The sequence below is a fragment of the Luteimonas composti genome, assembly GCF_042678665.1.
Taxonomy (GTDB): domain Bacteria; phylum Pseudomonadota; class Gammaproteobacteria; order Xanthomonadales; family Xanthomonadaceae; genus Luteimonas; species Luteimonas composti.
Map to the genome: position 1 here is coordinate 476,771 of NZ_JBHTKU010000002.1, position 18,873 is coordinate 495,643.

Below are 18,873 nucleotides of genomic sequence, written 5' to 3' on the forward strand. Positions count from 1 at the left end.
ATCAGTGCAGGAGGATAACCGTCGCCAGTCCCAGAAAGCTGAAGAAGCCCATCACGTCGGTGACCGCGGTCACCACCACGGTGCCGGCCACGGCCGGATCGATGCGCATGCGCTTGAGCAGCAGCGGCAGCAGCACGCCGGCCAGCGCGGCCGAGCAGAAGTTGACCACCAGCGCGGCGGCGATCACCAGCGACAGCGGCCACGAACCGAACCACAGCAGCGCGACCGCGCCGACCAGCGCGCCGATCAGCAGGCCGTTGATCAGCGCCACGCGCAGTTCCTTCCACAGCAGGATGCTGGCGTTGCTGGCGCCGACCTGGCCCAGGGCGATGCCGCGCACCATCAGGGTCAGCACCTGCACCGCGGCGTTGCCGCCGATGCCCGCCACGATCGGCATCAGCACCGCCAGCGCGACGATCTGCTCGATGGTGGCGTCGAACTGGCCGATCACCGCCGCGGCGAGGAAGGCGGTGAGCAGGTTGATGCCCAGCCACACCACGCGGCCGCGCACCGCGCGCCGGATCGGCGAGAACAGGTCTTCGTCCTCGTCCAGGCCGGCCGCGCCCAGGGCCTGGTGCTCGGCCTGCTCGCGGATGATGTCGACCACGTCGTCGATGGTGATGCGGCCCAGCAGCACGTTGCCGTCGTCGACCACGGGCGCGGACACCCAGTCGTTGTCCGAGAACTGGCGCGCGACCTGCTCGGCCGAGGTGTCCACGTGCAGCGACTCGAGCTCGTCGTCGATCAGCTGGTTGATCGGCGTGCCCGGGTCGCGGGTCACCAGGTCCTGCAGCGCCACCCAGCCGATCAGCTGGTGGCGGCGGTTGACCACGTACAGGTGGTCGGTGTGCTCGGGCAGCTCGCCGCGCAGGCGCAAGAAGCGCAGCACCACGTCGACCGTGGTGTCGGCGCGCACCGTCACCACGTCCGGATTCATCAAGCGGCCGGCGGTGTCTTCCGGATACGACAGCACCTGCTCGAGGCGCTCGCGGTTCTCGCGGTCCATCGAGTGCAGCAGCTGGTCGATCACCGTGCCGGGCAGGTCCTCGACGAGGTCGGCCAGGTCGTCGATGTCCAGGTCTTCGACCGCCGCCACCAGTTCGTCCTGGTCCATGTCCGCGATCAGGCTCTCGCGCACCTCGTCGCCGACATGGACCAGCACCTCGCCGTCGTCCTCCGGATCGACCAGGCCCCAGACCACCATGCGCTTGTCCGGCGGCAGCGATTCGAGCAGGTTGCCGATCTCGGCCGGCGCCAGCGTGTGGACCATGCGCCGCACCGGGCCCAGGCGGCCGCTGTCGAGCGCGTCCGAGAGCATGCGCAGCTGGCGCGCGGTCTTGTCGTGGCGGACGGCTTCGGCCATGCGCGGCGGCTCCGGAGGTGCGAGGGCGTTGCCGCGCCGGAAGACGCGGCCGATCAGGCGTTCATGCGCGCATTATCGCCCCTGCGGCGGAGACTGCACAGCCTCGATCGCGCGCGCCGTTCGCGCGTCGCGCTCCGCGCGCCGGCTTCAGGCCGCCCGCATCCGGTCGAGCCAGCGCTGGATCGCGTCGCGGTCGCGGCAGCGCAGCAGCGCCGGCGCCGCGGCACGCAGCGCATCCAGCCGCTGGGCGCGGATCGCCCGCCGCACTTCCAGCAGCGTGCCCGGATGCAGGCTGAACTCCTCCAGCCCCAGCGCCAGCAGCAGCGGGGTGAGGGCGGGGTCGCCCGCCATCTCGCCGCACACCGCCACCGGCTTGCCGCGCGCCCGCGCGGTGCGGATCACGCCCTGCAGCAGCTTGAGCATCGCCGGATGCAGGGGCGAGTACAGGTCGCCCAGGGCGTCGTTGCCGCGGTCGGCGGCCAGCAGGTACTGGGTCAGGTCGTTGGTGCCGATCGAGACGAAGTCGACCGTGTCGATGAAGCACGACAGCGCGAGCGCCGCCGCCGGCACCTCGATCATCGCGCCCAGCGGCACGTGCTCGGCGAGCTCGTGGCCTTCCTCGCGCAGGTCGCGGGTCAGGCGGCGGATCATCCCGGCCACGGCCAGCATTTCCTCGCGGTTGCTGACCATCGGCACCAGGATGCGCACCGGACCGTAGCCGGATGCGCGCAGGATCGCGCGCAGCTGGGTCTCGAACACCGGCGTGCGCGACAGCGACAGGCGCACGCCGCGCACGCCCAGCGCGGGATTGGGTTCGTCGGCCAGGGCCAAGCCGGTGCGATCGGCCTTGTCGGCGCCGATGTCCATGGTGCGGATGGTCACCGTACGGCCGGTCATCGCCAGCACCACGTCGCGATAGGCGCGGAACTGCTCGTCCTCGCCGGGCAGTTCGCTGCGCTGCAGGAACAGGAATTCGGTGCGGTACAGGCCCACGCCCGCGGCGCCGAGCGCATGCGCGCCGGTCACGTCCTCACGCGACTCGGCGTTGGCCCAGAGGCGGATGTCGACCTCGTCCAATGTGCGGGACGGCTCGCGCCGCAGCCGGTGCAGCTGCTTGCGCTCGCGCTTCTCCTCGCGCAGGCGGCCGCGGTACTCGCGCAGGTCCGCCGCATTGGGCTCGATGATGATCGTGCCGCTGGCGCCGTCCACCAGCAGCACGTCGCCATCGTTGACCTGGTGCAGCGCCTGCGGCGCGCCCACCACCAGCGGCAGGTGCAGGCTGCGCGCGAGGATCGCGCTGTGGGCCAGCGCGCTGCCGCCGGCGGTCACCACCGCCAGCACGCCCTGCGACTGCAGCTGGCTCAGCTCGGCCGGGGCGACGCCATCGGCGACCAGGATCTCGCCCGACACGCCCTTGAGCTCGGCGTCGCGCCTGTGCAGCATCGCGTGCACGCGCCCGATGACGTGGTCGATGTCCTCGACGCGGCTGCGGAAATAGGCATCGTCCATCGCCTCGAACACCGCCGCGAGCCGGTCGCGCTGCAGGCGCAGCGCGTAGTCGGCGCCGTACAGGCCCTTGCCCACCAGGTCGTCCAGGCCCTGCAGCAGTTCCGGGTCGTCGAGCAGCAGGCTGTGCAGGTCGAGGAACTCGCCCACTTCATGCGCGAGCGCGCCGTGCAGGCGGTCGCGCATGTTGCGCATCTCCACCCGCACCGCGTCGATGGCGGTGTGCAGGCGGCGCAGTTCGGCGGGGACGGCGGCGGGCGCGATGTGTTCCTCGGCCACCTCCAGCGCATGCGGCTGGCGCACGCGCGCGCGACCGAGCGCGCTGCCCCGGGACGCGCCATGCCCGGACAGGACCTGGCGCATCAGTGGCCGCCGGCGCGGCGCCGCGCCCCCGTGGCGGTGCCGGTCGGGGGCCTGCGGTCCACGATCGGCGGTCGCGCCGCTCCGCGCATACCGCTCCTCGTCGCGCGACCGGGCATCAGCCGGCCTCGTCGAATTTCCGCTCGAACAGGGCGGCCGCGGCGTCCATCGCCTCGGCCTCGTCCTCGCCGTCCAGGCGCAGCACCACCTTGGTGCCATAGGCGGCGGCGAGCAGCATCACCCCCATGATGCTCTTGGCGTTGACCTCGCGCCCCTTGGCGTTGAGCGTGGCGTTGCTGCGGTAGGCCGACAGCACCTGCACCAGCTTGGCGGTGGCGCGCGCGTGCAGGCCGAGCTTGTTGGCGATGAGCAGTTCGCGTTCGATCATCGTCGGCCTCAGGCGTCGTCCAGGACTACCCCGTTGCGCGCGCCTGCGGCAGCGACGGCGGGGAGTTCTTCCAGTGGAAGCTCAGCATAATTCATCACCCGCAGCAGCATCGGCAAGTTCAGCGCGGACACCCGGCGTGACGGCGTCCCCAGTCTGGACAGTCGCGCGGCCAGATTGCTGGGGCTGGCGCCGTACAGGTCGCTCAGGATCAGCACGCCGTCGCCCCCGTCCACGCGGCGCATGGCGGCGCTGGCCTGCGGCAACAACGCCTCGGGATCCGCGTCGAATGGCACTTCGAACGCGGCCAGGCGCAGCGGCAGGTTGCCGCGCAGCATGGTCTCGACGGTCGCGGCGAGCGCGCTGCCGATGCCGGGGTGGGAGATCAGGAGGATGCCGACGGCCATCGCGGGAACTTAGCAGACGGCGGTGACCGCACGATAGCGTCGAAGGTCCAGGTCGCGCGCGGCGCCCCGGAAACGAGACTCAGTCCAGTTCCCGGTGGAAGGTGGCCACGTCGGTCCATCCGCGTTCGCGTGCGTGCGCGGCCAGGGCCTCGGCCAGGTAGACCGAGCGGTGGCGGCCGCCGCTGCAGCCGATGGCCACGGTGAGATAGCTGCGCGTGTTGGACTGCATCCGCGGCAGCCAGGTCTCCAGGAATCCGGCCACGTGGGCCAGGTACTCGACCACGTCCGGCTGCGCCTCGAAGTATTCCTGGACCTCGGGATCGCGGCCCGACAGCGGCTTCAGGCGCGGGTCCCAGTGCGGGTTGGGCAGGCTGCGGGCGTCGAACACGAAGTCGGCGTCGGCCGGCAGTCCGCGCCGGTAGGCGAACGATTCGAACAGCAGCGACAGCGACGAATCCAGGGTCAGCCCGAGCTCGGTGATCACCCGGTGGCGCAGCTGGTGCACGTTGAGCTCGCTGGTGTCGATCACCAGGTCGGCCAGCGCGTGCAACGGCTTGAGCGCCTGGCGCTCGAGCGAGATCGCGTCGGCCAGGGCCAGGCCCAGGTGGGTCAGCGGGTGGCGGCGGCGGGTCTCGGCATAGCGGCGCAGCAGGGCCGCGTCGGCGGCGTCGAAGAACACCAGCTGCGGTTCCAGCCCCATCGCGCCGACCGCCGACAGCCAGTCCGGCAGCTTGGCCAGGTCGCCGCGGTTGCGCATGTCGATGCCGACCGCGAGCTTCTGTTCGGTGCGCTCCGGATGCGCCGCCGCACGCACGAACTCCGGCAGCAGTTCGGCCGGCAGGTTGTCCACGCAGTAGAAACCCAGGTCCTCCAGGGTCTTGAGCGCGACCGACTTGCCGCCGCCGGACATGCCGGTGACCACCAGCAGCGAGGTGGTGGGTCGCGTCGGCGCCGTGCCGGCGCCCGTCTGCGGGGCGTCGCTCACGGCAGGACCGGCTCCTCGCCGTTTTCCAGGAACTGCGAATGCCGCGCCAGGAAGGCGGCAGCCGGGTCGATGCCCTTGGCGCGCAGGATATGGGTGCGGGTGGCGGCCTCGGTCAGCACCGCCAAGTTGCGGCCGGGCATCACCGGCAGGGTGATCATCGGCACGTCCAGGTCGAGCACTCGGCGCAGGCCGAGGTCGCCGGTCAGGCGCACCATGCCGTCCTCGTGCGGCTGCGGCTCGGCGTTGGGCCGGCTCAGGTGCACGATCAGGCGCAGGTATTTGTTCCGCTTCACCGCGGTGTCGCCGAACATCTGGCGGATGTTGAGCACGCCCAGCCCGCGCAGCTCCAGCAGGTCCTGCAGCAGCTCAGGGCAGGTGCCGTCGAGCACGTCCGGCGCGATCTGGGTGAACTCGGGCGCGTCGTCGGCCACCAGGCGATGGCCGCGTGTGATCAGCTCCAGCGCCAGCTCGCTCTTGCCCGAGCCCGACTCGCCGGTGATCAGCACGCCGATCGAGTAGACCTCCATGAACACCCCGTGCAGCGTCACCCGCGGCGCCAGCGCGCGCGCCATGTGGTACTGGAGGTGGTTGAGCAGTTCGTGGCCGCGGCGCGGCGAGATCCACAGCGGGGTCTGCGATTCCTCCGCCGCCACGCGCAGGTCCTCGGGACATGCCTGGTTCTTGCTGATCACCAGCGCCAGCGGCCGGTACTGCATCACCCGCTCGATGGTTTCCCAGCGCAGGCGCGAGTCGAGGCCGTCGAGCCAGGCCAGTTCCTCGGTCCCGAGGATCTGCACCTTGTTGGGATAGATGATGTTGAGATAGCCGGCCAGCGACGGCCGCCGCGCATTGGTCTCGACCGACTCGAGCGTGCGCGACTGGCCGGGCTGGCCGGCCAGCCAGCGCAGCCCGAGGCGATCGTGCTGCTGCGCGAACAGTTCGGCGGCGGTCAGGCTCTGTTCCACGGGGACCTCAGGCGGCGTGTGCCGCCGCCGCCCGCGGCAGCAGCAGCGCGCGCAGCTGCGCCGGGGTGCGCGCGGCGCGCAGGCGCTCGCGCAGGTCCGGGTCCGACAGCCCCGCCGCCACGCCGGCCAGGTGCTCCAGATGCAGTTCGGGGCGGTCGTGGTTGGCGGTCATCGCGAAGACCAGGTCGACCGGCGCGCCGTCGCGCGCGCCGAAATCGACCGGTCGGGCCAGGCGCAGGAAGGCCGCGCGTACTTCCAGGCCCTCGCCACGCGCGTGCGGGATGGCCACGCCATGCCCGATCGCGGTGCTGGCCAGGGCCTCGCGCTCCTGCAGCGCCTCGGACAGCGCGTGCGCCTGGGCCGACGGCGCGTCGCCGCACAGCAGGCGTGCGGCGGCGTCGAGCACCTGCGCGCGGGTGCCGGCGTCGTCCAGCACCACGATGCGCCCCGCGTCGAGCAGGTCGGTCCAGGGCATGGCGGTCGCGCTCCCTGCTCAGCCGAAGCTGCCGTCGCGTACGGCACTGGCGCCGCGGTGGTGTTCGCTCTGCTTCTTGTGGTGCTTGAGCAGCAGGCGGTCGAGCTTGTCGGCGAGCAGGTCGATCGCGGCGTACATGTCGACCGCGCTGGCGTCGGCGTGCAGCGCCTTCCCGGCGAGGGTGAGGTTGGCTTCGGCCTTGTGGTTGGGCTTGTCCATGCAGAGCTGCACGCGCACCTCGAACGGGCGTTCGACGTGGCGTCCCAGCCGCTCGAGCTTGGTCTCCACGTACTCGCGCAGGGCCGGGGTCACTTCGATGTCGTGGCCGTAGGTCTGGATCTGCATGGCTACCTCCTGTCTGGGGACCCCAGCATCGCCCAAAGCGGGTTGCCGCGGGTTGAAGACAGGTTAACGCAGCGTTCCGGCCGGGGCGACCGGAGCGATCATGGACAGGCGCCGGGGAAAGCGTTTCAATTGATTCTTATGCGTTCGTGCGAGGCGCCGATGTGCATGGCCTCGCGGTACTTGGCCACGGTCCGGCGCGCCACCGGCACCCCGGCGGCCTTGAGCGACTCGGCCAGGCGCGCGTCCGACAGCGGCTTGCGCGGGTCTTCGGCCTCGATCAGGCCGCGGATCATCTGCTGGATGGCCACGCTGGAGGCCTCCCCGCCGCCGCCGGTCTCGATGCCCGATGCGAAGAAGTCGCGCAGGGCGATGGTGCCGCGCGGAGTGTGCACGTACTTGCGGGCCACGGCGCGCGACACGGTCGATTCGTGCATGCCGATCTCTGCGGCCACCGCGCGCAGGGTCAGCGGGCGCAGGGCGCGCGCGCCGAACTCCAGGAAGCCGGACTGCTGGCGGATCAGGCAGCGCACCACCTTGAGCAGGGTCTCGCCGCGCGCCTCGAGGTTCTTGAGCAGCCAGCGCGCCTCCTGCAGGCGGCCGCGCAGGTAGCCCGCGTCCTCGCCGCTGGCGTGTCGGATCATGCGCTCGTAGGCCTGGTGGATGGTCAGCCGCGGCAGCGAACCGTTGGCCAGCATCGCCTGCCACACGCCGTTGCGGCGCACGATCACGCAGTCCGGGACCACGTAGTTGTCCGAGGGCAGGTCGCCGACCTGCGAGCCGGGCCTGGGGTCGAGCGACCGCAGCAGCGCGAGGGCGGTCTCGGCCTCGCCGGCGCTGCAGCCCAGCTGCTCGCACACCCCCGGGACCCCCAGCCGCGGCAGGCGGTCGATGAGGCTGGCGCTGATGCGCTGCGCCAGGGCGCGCCCGGGCGTGTCGGCGGCCAGGGTCTCGAGCTGGATGGACAGGCATTCGGCGAGGTCGCGGGCGCCGACGCCGACCGGGTCGAAGCGCTGGATCTGGCGCAGCACGGCCAGGATCTCGTCGTCGCCCGGGCGCGGCCCGGGATGCAGGGCCGCGGCGATCTCGGCGAAGGGCGCGCGCAGGTAGCCGTCGTCCTCGATGGCGTCGATCAGGGCGGCGCCGATCTGCAGGTCGCGCGGCGACAGGTGGCTCAGGTGCAGCTGCCAGGCCAGGTGGTCGTGCAGGGTCTCGGACTGGACCATGCGGCTGGCCGCGTCGCCCTCGTCGTCCTCGCCGCCGCGGGCGCCGCCCGCGCCGTAGTCGAAGCCGCTGTCGGCCCAGTCGGCCGCCGCCTGGTCCCAGTCGCCGGCCCCGTCGCCATCCGCGGGCCCGTCGCTGGCCGGCCCGGCCGCATCGTCCTTGCCCGGGGCGGACAGCGGGGGCGCGTCGTCGGCCCAGTCCAGCAGCGGATTGCTTTCCACCGCCGCGGCGATCTCCGCCTCCAGCTCGATCACCGGCAACTGCAGCAGGTGCAGGGCCTGCCGCAACTGTGGCGTCAGGACCAGGTGTTGGCCCAGCGATGTCTGGAGGCGCGGCTTCATCGTCCGTGGATCCCCTGGACGACGCGCGCGGCTACAGCCGGAAGGATTCCCCGAGGTAGACCCGGCGCACGTCTGGATTGGCGAGAAGCGTGTCCGGAGCCCCCTGCGCGAGCACACCCCCCTCGTTGAGGATATACGCCCGGTCGCAAATGCCCAAGGTCTCGCGCACGTTGTGGTCGGTGATCAGCACGCCGATGCCGCGGTCCTTGAGGTGCTCGACGATGCGCTGGATCTCGCCGACCGAAATCGGGTCGACGCCGGCGAAGGGCTCGTCGAGCAGGATCAGGCGCGGCTTGGCGGCCAGGGCGCGCGCGATCTCGACGCGGCGGCGTTCGCCGCCCGACAGGCTGGCGCCGATCTGGTCGGCCACGTGGGTGATCTGCAGTTCGTCGAGCAGGCTTTCCAGTTCGCCTTTGCGGCCGGCGCGGTCCAGGTCCTCGCGCAGCTCCAGCACCAGCATGATGTTGTCGGCCACGCTGAGCTTGCGGAAGACCGAGGGCTCCTGCGGCAGGTAGCCGACGCCGCGGCGCGCGCGCTGGTGCATGGGTTCGGCGGTGATGTCGTGGCCGTCGAGCACGATCCGGCCTTCGTCGGCCGGCACCAGCCCCACGATCATGTAGAAGCAGGTGGTCTTGCCGGCGCCGTTGGGGCCCAGCAGTCCCACCACCTCGCCGGCGTCCAGGGTCAGGCCAAAGTCGCGGACGACCTCGCGCTGGCGGTAGCGCTTGCGCAGCCCCTCGGCGACGAGCATCAGTCGTCGTTCCGGTCGTTGCGGTTGCCGGCCGGCGCGGTCTCGCCCGGCTGCGCGCGGTTGCGCGGCTCGAACTGCAGGGTCACGCGGCCGCCTTCGCTGCCGCCACCGCCCTGCACCTGGCCGGTGCGCATGTTGTAGACGATGCGCTCGCCGGCGATGCTGCCGCGGCCGGGCTGCTGCACCGTTGCCTTGCCGGTGAACACGACCGTGTCCTGGGCCAGGTCGTAGTCGACCTGGGCGGCGGTCGCGTTCATCGTGCCGCCGTTGTCCATGTCCTGCTTGAGCCGCACCGGCGAGCCGGTGAGCTTGGCCGCGCGGATCTCGCCGTCGGCCTGGCGCAGGTCGGCGCGCGCGGCGTCGATCACCAGCGAACCCTGGACGATGTGGACGTTGCCGGTCAGCACGCAGGGGCCGGACTCGGTCACCGTGCAGTCGCTGCGGTTGGCCTGCACCTGCATGGTCTGCTGGCGGTCGGAGGTCTTGCCCAGGGCGGCGCCGGACACGGCGACGACGGCCAGGCCCAGGACCAGCTTAGCGGCGTGTGGGGTCATTGTTGAGGCTCACCTTGGACAGGAGCTGGATGCGCTTGCTGGCCAGATCGGCCTCCATCCCGGTACCGCGCATTGTAGTGCCGGGGGTGGTGATGGTCACGACAGCGCGCGAGGTGGCGCGGTTGTCCTCCGGATGCACGTCCAGCTGCTCGGTGCGCACCACGGTGGGGCGGGTCGCGCCCATCGGGCTGTCGGCGACGACGTTGCCGCGCAGCTGGATCAGCGTGCTCTTCTCGTTCACCCAGCCGGTCTCGGCGCGCACTTCCCAGCGGCTGCCGTGCTGGTCGGGCATCAGGAACAGCGGCGTGGCCAGTTCCAGGGTGCGCGCGCCGGGGGTCTGGTGGAGTTCGGGAGCGCGCAGCGAGAACGACTCCTGGCCGTCGCTGTCCAGGGTCACGACCTCGAAGTCACGCAGGATGTAGTCCGAGCGCAGGCCGGCGGCGCCGTCGGCATCCGGGGTCGCGTCGCCGTCGCGCCAGGCGAACCAGCCGCTGAGCAGGGCGCCGGCCAGCAGCGCCAGGATGATCCACAGCCGCCAGTTCATCCTTCGCGATCCTCGAGCAGGGCGGCGATGCGGCCCTGCGCATGCAGGATCAGGTCGCACAGCTCGCGCGCCGCGCCCTCGCCGCCGCGCGACGGCGTCACCCAGTGCACGTGGTCGCGGATCCAGTGGTGGACGCTGGCCGGCGCGACCGCCAAGCCGGCGAGGCGCAGCACGTCGAGGTCGGGCAGGTCGTCGCCCATGAAGGCGACCTGGTCGCGCGACAGCCCGAGGCGCTCGCGGATCTCCTCGACGCAGGCCGTTTTGTCGCGCACGTCCACGTGCGCTTCGGCGCCGAGGTCGCGCGCGCGGTTGGCCGCCACCAGGCTGTTGCGGGCGGTGACGAAGGCCACCGCGATCCCAGCCTTGCGCAGCTGCACCAGGCCCTGGCCGTCGAGCACGTTGAAGGCCTTGGACTCGCGGCCGTCCTCGTCGAACCACAGCCGCCCGTCGGTCAGGGTGCCGTCCACGTCGAAACAGGCCAGCCGGATGCGGGCGGCGCGTTCGACCAGGTCGGCGGGATATTCTGGGCGGTGGTGGGGCACGTCGTTCCTCGATGGGGTGGAGCAGGGACAGCAAACCGGTCCGGGCCTGTACCGGCCGCGAACCGCGAACACCGCGATCAGACCACGCGGGCGCGCAACAGATCGTGGACGTTGAGCGCGCCGACCACGCGGCGCCCCGCATCCAGCACCAGCAAGGCATTGATCTTGCGGGTTTCCATCAGCCGCGCCGCCTCGACCGCGAGCGCATCGCTGTCGATCGTGACCGGGTTGCGGGTCATCACATCGGCGATCGGGGTGGCGTGGACGTCGACGCTGCGGTCGCCCAGGGTGCGGCGCAGGTCGCCATCGGTGTACAGGCCCAGCAGCACGCCGTCGTCGTCGACCACGGCGGTGACGCCGAGCCGCTTGCGGCTCATCTCCAGCAGGGCGTCCCCGAGCGAGGCGTCGCCGGACACGCGCGGCACCTCCTCGCCGGTATGCATCACGTCGCCGATGTGCAGCAGCAGGCGGCGGCCGAGCGCGCCGGCCGGGTGCGAACGGGCGAAATCGTCGGCGGTGAAGCCGCGCGCCTCCAACAGCGCCACGGCCAGCGCGTCGCCCATGGCCATGGTGGCCGTGGTGCTGGCGGTCGGCGCCAGGTGCAGCGGGCAGGCTTCCTCGGGCACGCTCACGTCCAGGTGGACGTCCGCCGCGGCCGCGAGGGTGGATCCGGGCCGCCCGGTCATGGCCAGCAACTGGTTGCCCTGGCGCTTGAGCGCCGGCAGCAGGGTCAGGATCTCGTCGGACTCGCCCGAGTAGGAGATCGCCAGCACGATGTCCGCGTCGGTGACCATGCCCAGGTCGCCGTGGCCGGCCTCGCCCGGGTGCATGTAGAAGGCGGGGGTGCCGGTGGAGGCGAGGGTCGCGGCGATCTTCCGCGCGACATGGCCGGACTTGCCCATGCCGGTGCAGACCACCCGCCCGGTGCCGGCCAGGATCAGCGCGCAGGCGCTGGAGAACGCGCCGTCGATGCGGGCCGCGACGGCCTCCAGGCCACGCGTCTCCACCGCGAAGGCGCGGCGGCCGCTGTGCGCGAAATCGACCGCCTCGGTCGGCGATGTGGGTGAGCTTGCCATATCCGGTGGCCGGGCTTTCCGATAACCTAAGCCGTTCATTTTAGGCGCTAGCCGGGGCCAATGCCCCATCTCGCGGCCGACGAAGGCGGCCGGCTCATGCGCGCTTCAGTCAGGAATCCCCACGTGACCCCCGATTTCATCCGCGATCTGATCCAGCAGGGCCTGCCCGGCGCCCGCGTCGAAGTGTCCGGCGACGACGGCGTGCACTTCGAGGCCCTGGTGGTCTCCGAGGCCTTCGCCGGCAAGCTGCCGCTGGCCCGCCACCGCATGGTCTACGCCACCCTCGGCGAGCGCATGGGCGGGGAAATCCACGCGCTCGCGCTCAAGACCCTGACCCCCGACGAGGCGGCGCGCGCCTGATGGACAAGATCATCGTGTCCGGCGGTGCCGCGCTGCAGGGCGAGGTGCGCATCTCCGGGGCCAAGAACGCGGTCCTGCCGATCCTGTGCGCGACCCTGCTGGCCGACGAGCCGGTGGAAATCGCCAACGTCCCGCACCTGCACGACGTGCGCACCACCGCGCGCCTGCTCGGCGGGCTGGGCGCGGGCATCGGCCACGACCAGGCCGCCAGCGTCGTCCGCGTCGATCCCTCGACCGTCGACAGCCACCTGGCGCCGTACGAGCTGGTGCGCACCATGCGCGCCTCGGTGCTGGTGCTGGGCCCCCTGCTGGCGCGCCACGGCGCGGCCGAGGTCTCGCTGCCCGGCGGCTGCGCGATCGGTTCGCGCCCGGTCGACCTGCACATCAAGGCGCTGGAGGCGCTGGGCGCCGAGATCGTGGTCGAGCACGGCTTCATCAAGGCACGCGCCGGCCGGCTGCGCGGCGGCCACGTCGATTTCGAGATCGTCAGCGTCGGCGCCACCGAGAACGTGCTGATGGCCGCCACGCTCGCCGACGGCACCACCGTGATCGACAACGCCGCGCGCGAACCCGAGATCGTCGACCTCGCGGACTGCCTGGTGGCGATGGGCGCGCGCATCGAGGGCGCCGGCACCTCGCGCATCACCGTGCAGGGCGTCGACCGCCTGCATGGGGCGCGCCACGCGGTGATCGCCGACCGAATCGAGACCGGCACCTTCCTGGTCGCCGGCGCGATCACCGGCGGCCGCGTCACCGCCACGCACGCACGCCCCGACACGCTGGTCGCGGTACTCGACAAGCTTCGCGAGGCCGGCGCCGAGGTGGTGGCCGACGGCGACCGCATCACCGTCGACATGCACGGCCGCCGCCCGCGCGCGGTCGACATCGTCACCGAACCGCACCCGGGCTTCCCCACCGACATGCAGGCGCAGTTCATGGCGCTGGACTGCGTGGCCGAAGGCACCGGCACCATCGACGAGCGGATCTTCGAGAACCGCTTCATGCACGTCAACGAACTGATGCGCCTCGGCGCCGAGATCCACATCGAAGGCAACCGCGCCACCGTGAAAGGCGTCGAACGCCTCAGCGGCGCGCCGGTGATGGCGACCGACCTGCGCGCTTCCGCGTCGCTGATCCTGGCCGGGCTGGTGGCGGACGGCGAGACCACGATCGACCGCATCTACCACCTCGACCGCGGCTACGAGCACATCGAGCGCAAGCTCTCCGGGCTGGGCGCGCGCATCCGCCGGGTGTCCTGAGCATGGCCGCGCGCACCCGCTTCTCGCCCCGGCGCAAGGTGCTGCTGGGCGCGGTACTGCTGCTGATGGCAGCGATGGTCGCGCTGCGGCTGATGGGCATCGCCGGCTTCAACGGCACCGAGCCGCGCGCGATGGACTGGAACGACGACGGCGTCGCCACCCGCGAGGAAATCGTCCAGGGCTATACCATCGTCGCGGTGCGCGAGACCCGCGACGGGCCGCGCACCTGTCGCCACTATGCACGCCTGCGCGACCGCGAGGCGCCGTTCCGGGTGGAATGCCGCGTGGAGTTTGGCGCGCCCGAGGCGCGCTAGCTGTGGAACTTCAATAGGTTGTTCTGGCTGAGCGTCAACCTGGGGATCCGGGCCAGGCCGCCGGCGGCGGTGTGAGGCCGATGCCAGTTGGTGTGGTGGAGCCGGCTGCCCAAGGTCGCCTGGCGCTGGGCCGAAGTCTCGAAGCAGGTCGCATAGGCCCATTCGCGCAGGGCGGTCTGGATGAAGCGTTTGGCCTCGCCGTTGGTACGCGGCGTGTAGGGCCTCGTCCGGATGTGCTTGAGTTTCAGGGTACGGCACGTCCCGGCAAACGCGCGCGAGACGTAGGGCGATCCGTTGTCGGTCATGATCCGACGCACGGTCACGCCACCGGCCCGGTAGCCCGCCACGACCTGATGGAGGATCGCCACCGTCTCGCCGCATTCGTCCGGCGCGATGGTGGCCGCCGCCACGCGCGAGTGACGTCGACGGCGACGTGTACGTAGTCCCAGCCGACGCCCCGGTGCCGGTGCGACCGGTTGCCGGTCACCCGATGCCCCGGTGCGCCGATCCGGCCCAGTTTCTTGACGTCCAGATGGATCAGGTCTCCAGGCGCACCATACTCGTAGCGTCTTGCCGGCGCTTGCGGATCCAGCTCGCGCCAGCAGTTGATCCCGGCCCGGCGCGACAGCCGCAACACGGTCGCTGGCGACAGGCCTGTCTGCTGGGCGATCCGGTGGCCGGTACGACGTTGGCGGCGCAGCGCCTCGACCTGCGTCCTCACCTAGCGCGGGTCTGGCGGGGCGACCGCTGCGGTCGGCTGCCGCCGATCCTGCAGGCCTTCGCCGGCCTGTGGCGCCGCCACCACTTGCGCACCGTCGTACTGGAGATGCCCAGCGCCTGGGCAATCTCGTCCACCCGTTGCCCGACCTCCAGGCACTGGACCACAACCTCTCGACTTCGGAGTCCGGCGGGCATTCTTGTGCATGTTGTTCCCCTCGCCGGGATGGAAATGACGTCTGGCGACATCAGCTTCCTCCCCCGCTCAGAGGGGAACAATCTCTTTAAACCTCATAGCTGGCGCCAGGAGGTCAGGCGCATACTCACCGTCTCGCGGCCGCCTTCGGCCTGCACCAGCCGCAGCGGAACCGGCACGCCGGCTGCGATCCACGCAGTCGTGGTCTTGCCGTCAGCGGTGGATGTCACCTTCGTGGCCTGCCACTGGCGACCGCCGATGCTCAGGGTTTCGGTACCGGCAGGGCGGAAGGACATCGGGCGCGCTTTGCCGTTCTCCACCACGCGGTAGTTGAGCGGACGGCCCGCAGGCACGTCGCGCGCCAGCGCCAGCTGCAGCAGGAGGCCATCCATATCGCCGGCGCGGATTGGCACGGGACCACGCCGCGAGGGTTTGGCATCGCCACCCCAGCTGGCTTGCATCGCCGACCAGTCGTAGCGCGCAGACATCGACTTGCGCTGACCGACATAACTCATCCGGTCGGCACCGCCCAGCGGCATTAGCAGGTTGCCGCGTGTGGACTCGGCGAAGAACGTCGCTTGGCTCATCGACGCGGCGACGTTGTCCAACGTCAGCGCTAGGCTCCATTGCCGCCCGCGCGGCGTCAACACCATTACTCCGCTGGCGGGGATGCTCATGTACTTGGCGCTGTACTGAGCAGTGAACGGTTTGAGCGGTTGCGCGACGGCGATGGGTGCAGCCACCAGTCCGGCAATGAAGAGGGCGATCATTCGCAAGTGCATGGGTCGTCCGGGTCAGTAGCGTCAGCGCACCGACTTCAGCCGCAGGTCGATGTGGTCGCGGCCGTCGCGCTGCTGCAGGATGCGCGCCGGTACCGGCAGGTCTTCGGCAATCCAGGCGGTGATGCTGCGGTCGCCGTCGTTCCAGCTGACCTTGGTCGCCTTGAGGTTGCGGCCACCGACCGAGACCTGCTCGGTGCCGGCCGGCTCGAACACGCGGCGGCGCACGCGGCCGTCTTCCACCAGGCGATAGCTCAGTTCCTTGCCGGCCTTGAAGTCGCGGACCAGGGCGAGGTTGAGCAGCATGCCGTCGAGGTCGCCGCGCTGCAGCCGGACGGGGCCGCGGCGGTCCTCCTTGACGTCGCCGTCCCAGGTGGCGCGGCTGTTGTTCCAGTCGTAGGTGGCGTTGACCGAACGCTTCTTCACCAGCATGGCCGCCAGGCCGGACTCGCCGCCCTGGGTGTCGTTGCCCGAGAGCGGGCGCCACTGCTCGCCCTGCGCCTCGAAGGTCGTGCTCTGCGCCAGTCGCGCGCCGGCACCGGTCACTTCGAGGCTGTACTTCCAGCGGTTGCCGCTTTCCTGCGCGAGGGTCATGCGGCCCTCGCCCTGCATGCCCATGTAGTTGGCGCTGTAGCTGGCGGTGAACGGCTCCAGCGACGCCGCGATGGCCGGCGCGGCGGCCACGGCCAGCGCGGCGGCGCAGGCCAGCGCCTGCAGCGGACGTCGGAAGGCGGTGCTCATGGTCATGGTCCTCATTGCAGTCCCTGGTATTCGATCAGGCGCAGGTCGATGGCGTCCTCGCCATCCTCGCGCTGGAGGATGCGTACCGGCGTCGGCACGCCGTCGGCGATCCAGAAAATGGTTTCGTCGTTGCCGCCGTTGGTGCGCTCCACGCGCATGGCTTCGTAGCTCAGTTCCGAAACCGTCACCGCCTCGGTCTGGTCGGACACGCGATACGCGTAGTCGCGCACGCGCCCGCCGTCCACGAAGCGGTAGTCCAGCTCGCGGCCGGGCTCGGCATCGCGGACCACGGCGAGGTTGATGAGCAGGCCGCTCATGTCGCCGTAGCGGATCGGCACCGGGGCGCGGCGCTCCTTCTTGATGTCGCCGGTCCACTGCGCAGTGTTGGCGTGCCAGTCGTAGGTGCCGGTGACCTTGCGGTTGAACACGATCGCGGCCTTGCGCACCGTGCTTTGCGACAGCGGACGGTAGATGCCGTTGGCCTCGTCGAACACCGTGCTCTGCTCCAGGTTGAGGCCCATCACGCCGGCGAAGCCGCGCTCGCCACGGATGCCGAGGTCCACCCGCCAGCGCGATGCCGCGTCGCCGCGGACCAGGCGCATGGTGGCGGTGCCCGCGGGCTTGCCGTCATACCAGGCCTCGTAGCTGGCGGTGAATGGCTCCAGCGAGTGGCGCCCGGCGCCAGCGTCGCCTGCGGCGTCGGCAAGCTGGCTGGCCGGCGCGGCAGCCGCCGTCGCCGCGGCGACGAGCGCGGTGGCGGCGATTACGGCGATGGAAGGGCTCAGGCGCATTGGCCCGTCATCATGCAAAGCGGTCATTGCACGACAGCTGAAGCGGAACGGCCTGTTCATGGTCGGCGTGGACGCCGTCTTCACGCAGCATGATCCTGCGCTGCGCGAACAGCTGCAGGGTTGCGACCAGCAGCGGGTGTTCGCGCGCCAGCACCCGCTCGGCGAGCGCGGTTTCGTCGTCGCCGGCCAGCACCGGCACGCGTGCCTGCGCGATGACCGGACCGCCATCGAGCTCGGCCGTGACGAAGTGCACGCTGGCGCCGTGTTCGGCCACGCCGGCCGCCAGCGCCTGGCGATGCGTGTGCAGTCCCTTGAACGCCGGCAGCAGCGAAGGGTGGATGTTGACGATGCGGCCGGTGCGCGGCGCGATGGCGTCCGCGTCGATCAGGCGCATGTAGCCCGCGCAGACCACCAGGTCGGGTGCCACCGCATCGACCGCGGCGAACAGCGCGGCATCGAACGCCGGGCGCGAGGCAAAGCATCCGGGCGACAGCGCCTGCGCCGGAATGCCCGCGTCGCGGGCGCGCTGCAGCGCCTGCGCCTGGGCGCGGTCGGAGAACACGCCGACCACCCGCGCGTGGAGCGCGCCGGTGTCGATCGCATCGAGGATCGCCTGCAGGTTGCTGCCGCGACCCGAGGCGAGCACCGCCAGCCGCAGCGGCCCGCCGGCGGCGCCCCCGCCGTGTTCGGACTGCGGCGCCATCGCCGGCTCAGCCGATCCGCACGCGCCCGTCGCCGCGCGCGGCGACGACTTCGCCGATGCGCCAGTGCGCCAGCCCCAGCCGCGCCAGCTCGCCACCCAGGGCCGCGACCGAATCGCGATCGGCCAGCAGCACGAAGCCGATGCCGCAGTTGAAGGTGCGCCACATCTCCTCGCGGGCGACGCCACCCTCGCGCTGCAGCCAGTCGAATACCGGCGGCAGGCTCCAGGCCGAGGCGTCGATGTCGAGGCCGAGGCCGTCGGGCACCACGCGGATGATGTTCTCGGTCAGGCCGCCGCCGGTGACGTGGGCCATGGCGTGGATCGCCGGCCCGTGCGCGCCGCGCAGCAGCTCCAGGATCGGCTTGACGTACAGCCGGGTCGGGGCCATGAGCGCGTCGGCCAGGCTCACCCCGCCCACGTCCAGCGAGTCCGGGCGGCCGGCGCGGTCGTAGATGCGGCGGATGAGTGAATAGCCGTTCGAATGCGGGCCGCTGGAGGCGATGCCGACCAGCACGTCGCCCTCGCGCACGGCGCCGCCGTCGCGCAATTCGGACTTCTCCACCGCAGCCACGCAGAAGCCGGCCAGGTCGTATTCGCCGGGCGGGTACATGTCCGGCATCTCGGCCGTCTCGCCGCCGATCAGCGCGCAGCCCGACAGCTCGCAGCCCCTGGCGATGCCGCCGACCACGGCCACGGTGGTGTCCACGTCGAGCTTGCCGGTGGCGAAATAGTCGAGGAAGAACAGCGGTTCGGCGCCCTGCACCAGCACGTCGTTCACGCACATGCCGACCAGGTCGATGCCGATGGTGTCGTGGCGGCCGAGCTGCTGGGCCAGCTTGAGCTTGGTGCCCACGCCGTCGGTCCCGGAGACCAGCACCGGTTCGCGATACTTGCCCGACAGGTCGAACAGCGCGCCGAAGCCGCCCAGCCCGCCCATCACCTCGGGCCGGAAGCTGCGCTTGACCAGGGGCTTGATGCGTTCGACGACTTCGTTGCCCGCGTCGATGTCGACGCCGGCGTCGCGGTAGGTCAGGCCGGTGGGGGCGGAGGGAGGGGTGTTCACGATGCGCAGCTCGGGCCGGGCGGCCCGCGATTCTAGCAGTCGCGCGCCCGCGCCCCGGCCCGCCCGGCGGGGCCGGAAACCGGGTCAGGGGCTTTGTGGCACCATTTCGCCACTGCAGGAGCGGGAAAGG

General features: G+C 71.3%; 22 protein-coding genes and 1 pseudogene. 3 read left to right on the forward strand and 20 right to left on the reverse strand.

Annotated elements, in window-relative coordinates; all coding sequences use genetic code 11:
* Position 1: 1 nt before the first annotated feature.
* The 14 genes from mgtE to ACFQ2D_RS06790 form a co-directional block, all read right to left on the reverse strand.
* Positions 2-1,363 carry a magnesium transporter gene (gene mgtE / locus ACFQ2D_RS06725; protein WP_280943066.1) on the reverse strand — a complete coding sequence of 454 codons (1,362 nt, stop codon included), beginning with the start codon at positions 1,361-1,363 and terminating at the stop codon, positions 2-4.
* A 147-nt stretch (positions 1,364-1,510) separates the two neighbouring features.
* Positions 1,511-3,232: a phosphoenolpyruvate--protein phosphotransferase gene (gene ptsP / locus ACFQ2D_RS06730; protein ID WP_280943067.1), complete on the reverse strand. Its 1,722-nt coding sequence runs from the start codon at positions 3,230-3,232 to the stop codon at positions 1,511-1,513.
* A gap of 115 nt (positions 3,233-3,347) precedes the next feature.
* A complete protein-coding gene (locus ACFQ2D_RS06735) occupies positions 3,348-3,617 on the reverse strand; it encodes an HPr family phosphocarrier protein (protein WP_280943068.1) in 270 nt (89 codons plus the stop codon).
* 8 nt (positions 3,618-3,625) lie between these two features.
* Positions 3,626-4,021, reverse strand: a complete 396-nt coding sequence (locus tag ACFQ2D_RS06740) for a PTS sugar transporter subunit IIA (RefSeq protein WP_280943069.1) — start codon at positions 4,019-4,021, stop codon at positions 3,626-3,628.
* Positions 4,022-4,100: 79 nt separating this feature from the next.
* Positions 4,101-4,946, reverse strand: a complete 846-nt coding sequence (gene rapZ, locus ACFQ2D_RS06745) for an RNase adapter RapZ (RefSeq protein WP_280943384.1) — start codon at positions 4,944-4,946, stop codon at positions 4,101-4,103.
* Between the two features lie 56 nt (positions 4,947-5,002).
* Positions 5,003-5,971 carry an HPr(Ser) kinase/phosphatase gene (hprK, locus tag ACFQ2D_RS06750; protein ID WP_280943070.1) on the reverse strand — a complete coding sequence of 323 codons (969 nt, stop codon included), beginning with the start codon at positions 5,969-5,971 and terminating at the stop codon, positions 5,003-5,005.
* Positions 5,972-5,978: 7 nt separating this feature from the next.
* Positions 5,979-6,446: a PTS sugar transporter subunit IIA gene (locus ACFQ2D_RS06755; RefSeq protein ID WP_280943071.1), complete on the reverse strand. Its 468-nt coding sequence runs from the start codon at positions 6,444-6,446 to the stop codon at positions 5,979-5,981.
* A gap of 18 nt (positions 6,447-6,464) precedes the next feature.
* Positions 6,465-6,791, reverse strand: a complete 327-nt coding sequence (gene hpf / locus ACFQ2D_RS06760) for a ribosome hibernation-promoting factor, HPF/YfiA family (protein WP_280943072.1) — start codon at positions 6,789-6,791, stop codon at positions 6,465-6,467.
* A gap of 125 nt (positions 6,792-6,916) precedes the next feature.
* A complete protein-coding gene (locus ACFQ2D_RS06765) occupies positions 6,917-8,353 on the reverse strand; it encodes an RNA polymerase factor sigma-54 (RefSeq protein WP_280943073.1) in 1,437 nt (478 codons plus the stop codon).
* Between the two features lie 31 nt (positions 8,354-8,384).
* A complete protein-coding gene (lptB, locus tag ACFQ2D_RS06770) occupies positions 8,385-9,104 on the reverse strand; it encodes an LPS export ABC transporter ATP-binding protein (RefSeq protein ID WP_280943074.1) in 720 nt (239 codons plus the stop codon).
* Positions 9,104-9,658, reverse strand: a complete 555-nt coding sequence (gene lptA, locus ACFQ2D_RS06775) for a lipopolysaccharide transport periplasmic protein LptA (protein ID WP_280943075.1) — start codon at positions 9,656-9,658, stop codon at positions 9,104-9,106. The genes lptB and lptA overlap by 1 nt, the downstream gene beginning before the upstream one ends.
* Positions 9,639-10,202, reverse strand: a complete 564-nt coding sequence (gene lptC, locus ACFQ2D_RS06780) for an LPS export ABC transporter periplasmic protein LptC (RefSeq protein WP_280943076.1) — start codon at positions 10,200-10,202, stop codon at positions 9,639-9,641. The genes lptA and lptC overlap by 20 nt, the downstream gene beginning before the upstream one ends.
* Positions 10,199-10,744 carry a KdsC family phosphatase gene (locus ACFQ2D_RS06785; RefSeq protein WP_280943077.1) on the reverse strand — a complete coding sequence of 182 codons (546 nt, stop codon included), beginning with the start codon at positions 10,742-10,744 and terminating at the stop codon, positions 10,199-10,201. The genes lptC and ACFQ2D_RS06785 overlap by 4 nt, the downstream gene beginning before the upstream one ends.
* 77 nt (positions 10,745-10,821) lie before the next feature.
* On the reverse strand, positions 10,822-11,820 hold the full coding sequence (locus tag ACFQ2D_RS06790) for a KpsF/GutQ family sugar-phosphate isomerase (protein ID WP_280943078.1): 999 nt from the start codon (positions 11,818-11,820) through the stop codon (positions 10,822-10,824).
* 123 nt (positions 11,821-11,943) lie between these two features.
* On the opposite strand from ACFQ2D_RS06790, the gene ACFQ2D_RS06795 reads away from it, so the two are divergent.
* The 3 genes from ACFQ2D_RS06795 to ACFQ2D_RS06805 are packed head-to-tail and all read left to right on the forward strand — an operon-like array spanning position 11,944 to position 13,753.
* The gene (locus tag ACFQ2D_RS06795; protein WP_280943079.1) at positions 11,944-12,180 is read left to right on the forward strand and encodes a BolA family protein; all 237 of its coding nucleotides are present in this window, start codon (positions 11,944-11,946) and stop codon (positions 12,178-12,180) included.
* Positions 12,180-13,439: a UDP-N-acetylglucosamine 1-carboxyvinyltransferase gene (gene murA / locus ACFQ2D_RS06800; protein WP_280943080.1), complete on the forward strand. Its 1,260-nt coding sequence runs from the start codon at positions 12,180-12,182 to the stop codon at positions 13,437-13,439. The genes ACFQ2D_RS06795 and murA overlap by 1 nt, the downstream gene beginning before the upstream one ends.
* A 2-nt stretch (positions 13,440-13,441) precedes the next feature.
* A complete protein-coding gene (locus ACFQ2D_RS06805) occupies positions 13,442-13,753 on the forward strand; it encodes an EF-hand domain-containing protein (protein WP_280943081.1) in 312 nt (103 codons plus the stop codon).
* Here ACFQ2D_RS06805 and ACFQ2D_RS06810 read toward each other — a convergent pair.
* The 6 genes and pseudogenes from ACFQ2D_RS06810 to purM form a co-directional block, all read right to left on the reverse strand.
* Positions 13,750-14,678: pseudogene (locus ACFQ2D_RS06810) on the reverse strand (IS481 family transposase). The gene ACFQ2D_RS06805 and the pseudogene ACFQ2D_RS06810 overlap by 4 nt on opposite strands.
* Before the next feature lie 83 nt (positions 14,679-14,761).
* Positions 14,762-15,436, reverse strand: a complete 675-nt coding sequence (locus ACFQ2D_RS06815; RefSeq protein ID WP_280943082.1) for a DUF3108 domain-containing protein — start codon at positions 15,434-15,436, stop codon at positions 14,762-14,764.
* Between the two features lie 33 nt (positions 15,437-15,469).
* Positions 15,470-16,186: a DUF3108 domain-containing protein gene (locus ACFQ2D_RS06820; protein ID WP_280943083.1), complete on the reverse strand. Its 717-nt coding sequence runs from the start codon at positions 16,184-16,186 to the stop codon at positions 15,470-15,472.
* Between the two features lie 11 nt (positions 16,187-16,197).
* Positions 16,198-16,977, reverse strand: a complete 780-nt coding sequence (locus ACFQ2D_RS06825; RefSeq protein WP_280943084.1) for a DUF3108 domain-containing protein — start codon at positions 16,975-16,977, stop codon at positions 16,198-16,200.
* A gap of 10 nt (positions 16,978-16,987) precedes the next feature.
* Positions 16,988-17,680, reverse strand: coding sequence for a phosphoribosylglycinamide formyltransferase (gene purN, locus ACFQ2D_RS06830; protein ID WP_280943085.1), 693 nt, complete (start codon positions 17,678-17,680; stop codon positions 16,988-16,990).
* A 7-nt stretch (positions 17,681-17,687) separates the two neighbouring features.
* Positions 17,688-18,752 carry a phosphoribosylformylglycinamidine cyclo-ligase gene (gene purM, locus ACFQ2D_RS06835; protein ID WP_386795609.1) on the reverse strand — a complete coding sequence of 355 codons (1,065 nt, stop codon included), beginning with the start codon at positions 18,750-18,752 and terminating at the stop codon, positions 17,688-17,690.
* Positions 18,753-18,873 lie beyond the last annotated feature (121 nt).

Excerpts from the sequence above, each read along its gene's own strand:
- lptB (WP_280943074.1), bottom strand. The coding sequence starts at position 9,104 with ATGCTCGTCGCCGAGGGGCTGCGCAAGCGCTACCGCCAGCGCGAGGTC.
- hpf (WP_280943072.1), bottom strand. The coding sequence starts at position 6,791 with ATGCAGATCCAGACCTACGGCCACGACATCGAAGTGACCCCGGCCCTG.
- ACFQ2D_RS06740 (WP_280943069.1), bottom strand. The coding sequence starts at position 4,021 with ATGGCCGTCGGCATCCTCCTGATCTCCCACCCCGGCATCGGCAGCGCG.
- ACFQ2D_RS06815 (WP_280943082.1), bottom strand. The coding sequence starts at position 15,436 with ATGATCGCCCTCTTCATTGCCGGACTGGTGGCTGCACCCATCGCCGTC.
- ACFQ2D_RS06805 (WP_280943081.1), top strand. The coding sequence starts at position 13,442 with ATGGCCGCGCGCACCCGCTTCTCGCCCCGGCGCAAGGTGCTGCTGGGC.
- lptC (WP_280943076.1), bottom strand. The coding sequence starts at position 10,202 with ATGAACTGGCGGCTGTGGATCATCCTGGCGCTGCTGGCCGGCGCCCTG.
- mgtE (WP_280943066.1), bottom strand. The coding sequence starts at position 1,363 with ATGGCCGAAGCCGTCCGCCACGACAAGACCGCGCGCCAGCTGCGCATG.
- purN (WP_280943085.1), bottom strand. The coding sequence starts at position 17,680 with ATGGCGCCGCAGTCCGAACACGGCGGGGGCGCCGCCGGCGGGCCGCTG.
- lptA (WP_280943075.1), bottom strand. The coding sequence starts at position 9,658 with ATGACCCCACACGCCGCTAAGCTGGTCCTGGGCCTGGCCGTCGTCGCC.
- murA (WP_280943080.1), top strand. The coding sequence starts at position 12,180 with ATGGACAAGATCATCGTGTCCGGCGGTGCCGCGCTGCAGGGCGAGGTG.
- ACFQ2D_RS06790 (WP_280943078.1), bottom strand. The coding sequence starts at position 11,820 with ATGGCAAGCTCACCCACATCGCCGACCGAGGCGGTCGATTTCGCGCAC.
- ACFQ2D_RS06820 (WP_280943083.1), bottom strand. The coding sequence starts at position 16,186 with ATGAGCACCGCCTTCCGACGTCCGCTGCAGGCGCTGGCCTGCGCCGCC.
- ACFQ2D_RS06755 (WP_280943071.1), bottom strand. The coding sequence starts at position 6,446 with ATGCCCTGGACCGACCTGCTCGACGCGGGGCGCATCGTGGTGCTGGAC.
- ACFQ2D_RS06765 (WP_280943073.1), bottom strand. The coding sequence starts at position 8,353 with ATGAAGCCGCGCCTCCAGACATCGCTGGGCCAACACCTGGTCCTGACG.
- ptsP (WP_280943067.1), bottom strand. The coding sequence starts at position 3,232 with ATGCGCCAGGTCCTGTCCGGGCATGGCGCGTCCCGGGGCAGCGCGCTC.
- ACFQ2D_RS06825 (WP_280943084.1), bottom strand. The coding sequence starts at position 16,977 with ATGCGCCTGAGCCCTTCCATCGCCGTAATCGCCGCCACCGCGCTCGTC.
- ACFQ2D_RS06735 (WP_280943068.1), bottom strand. The coding sequence starts at position 3,617 with ATGATCGAACGCGAACTGCTCATCGCCAACAAGCTCGGCCTGCACGCG.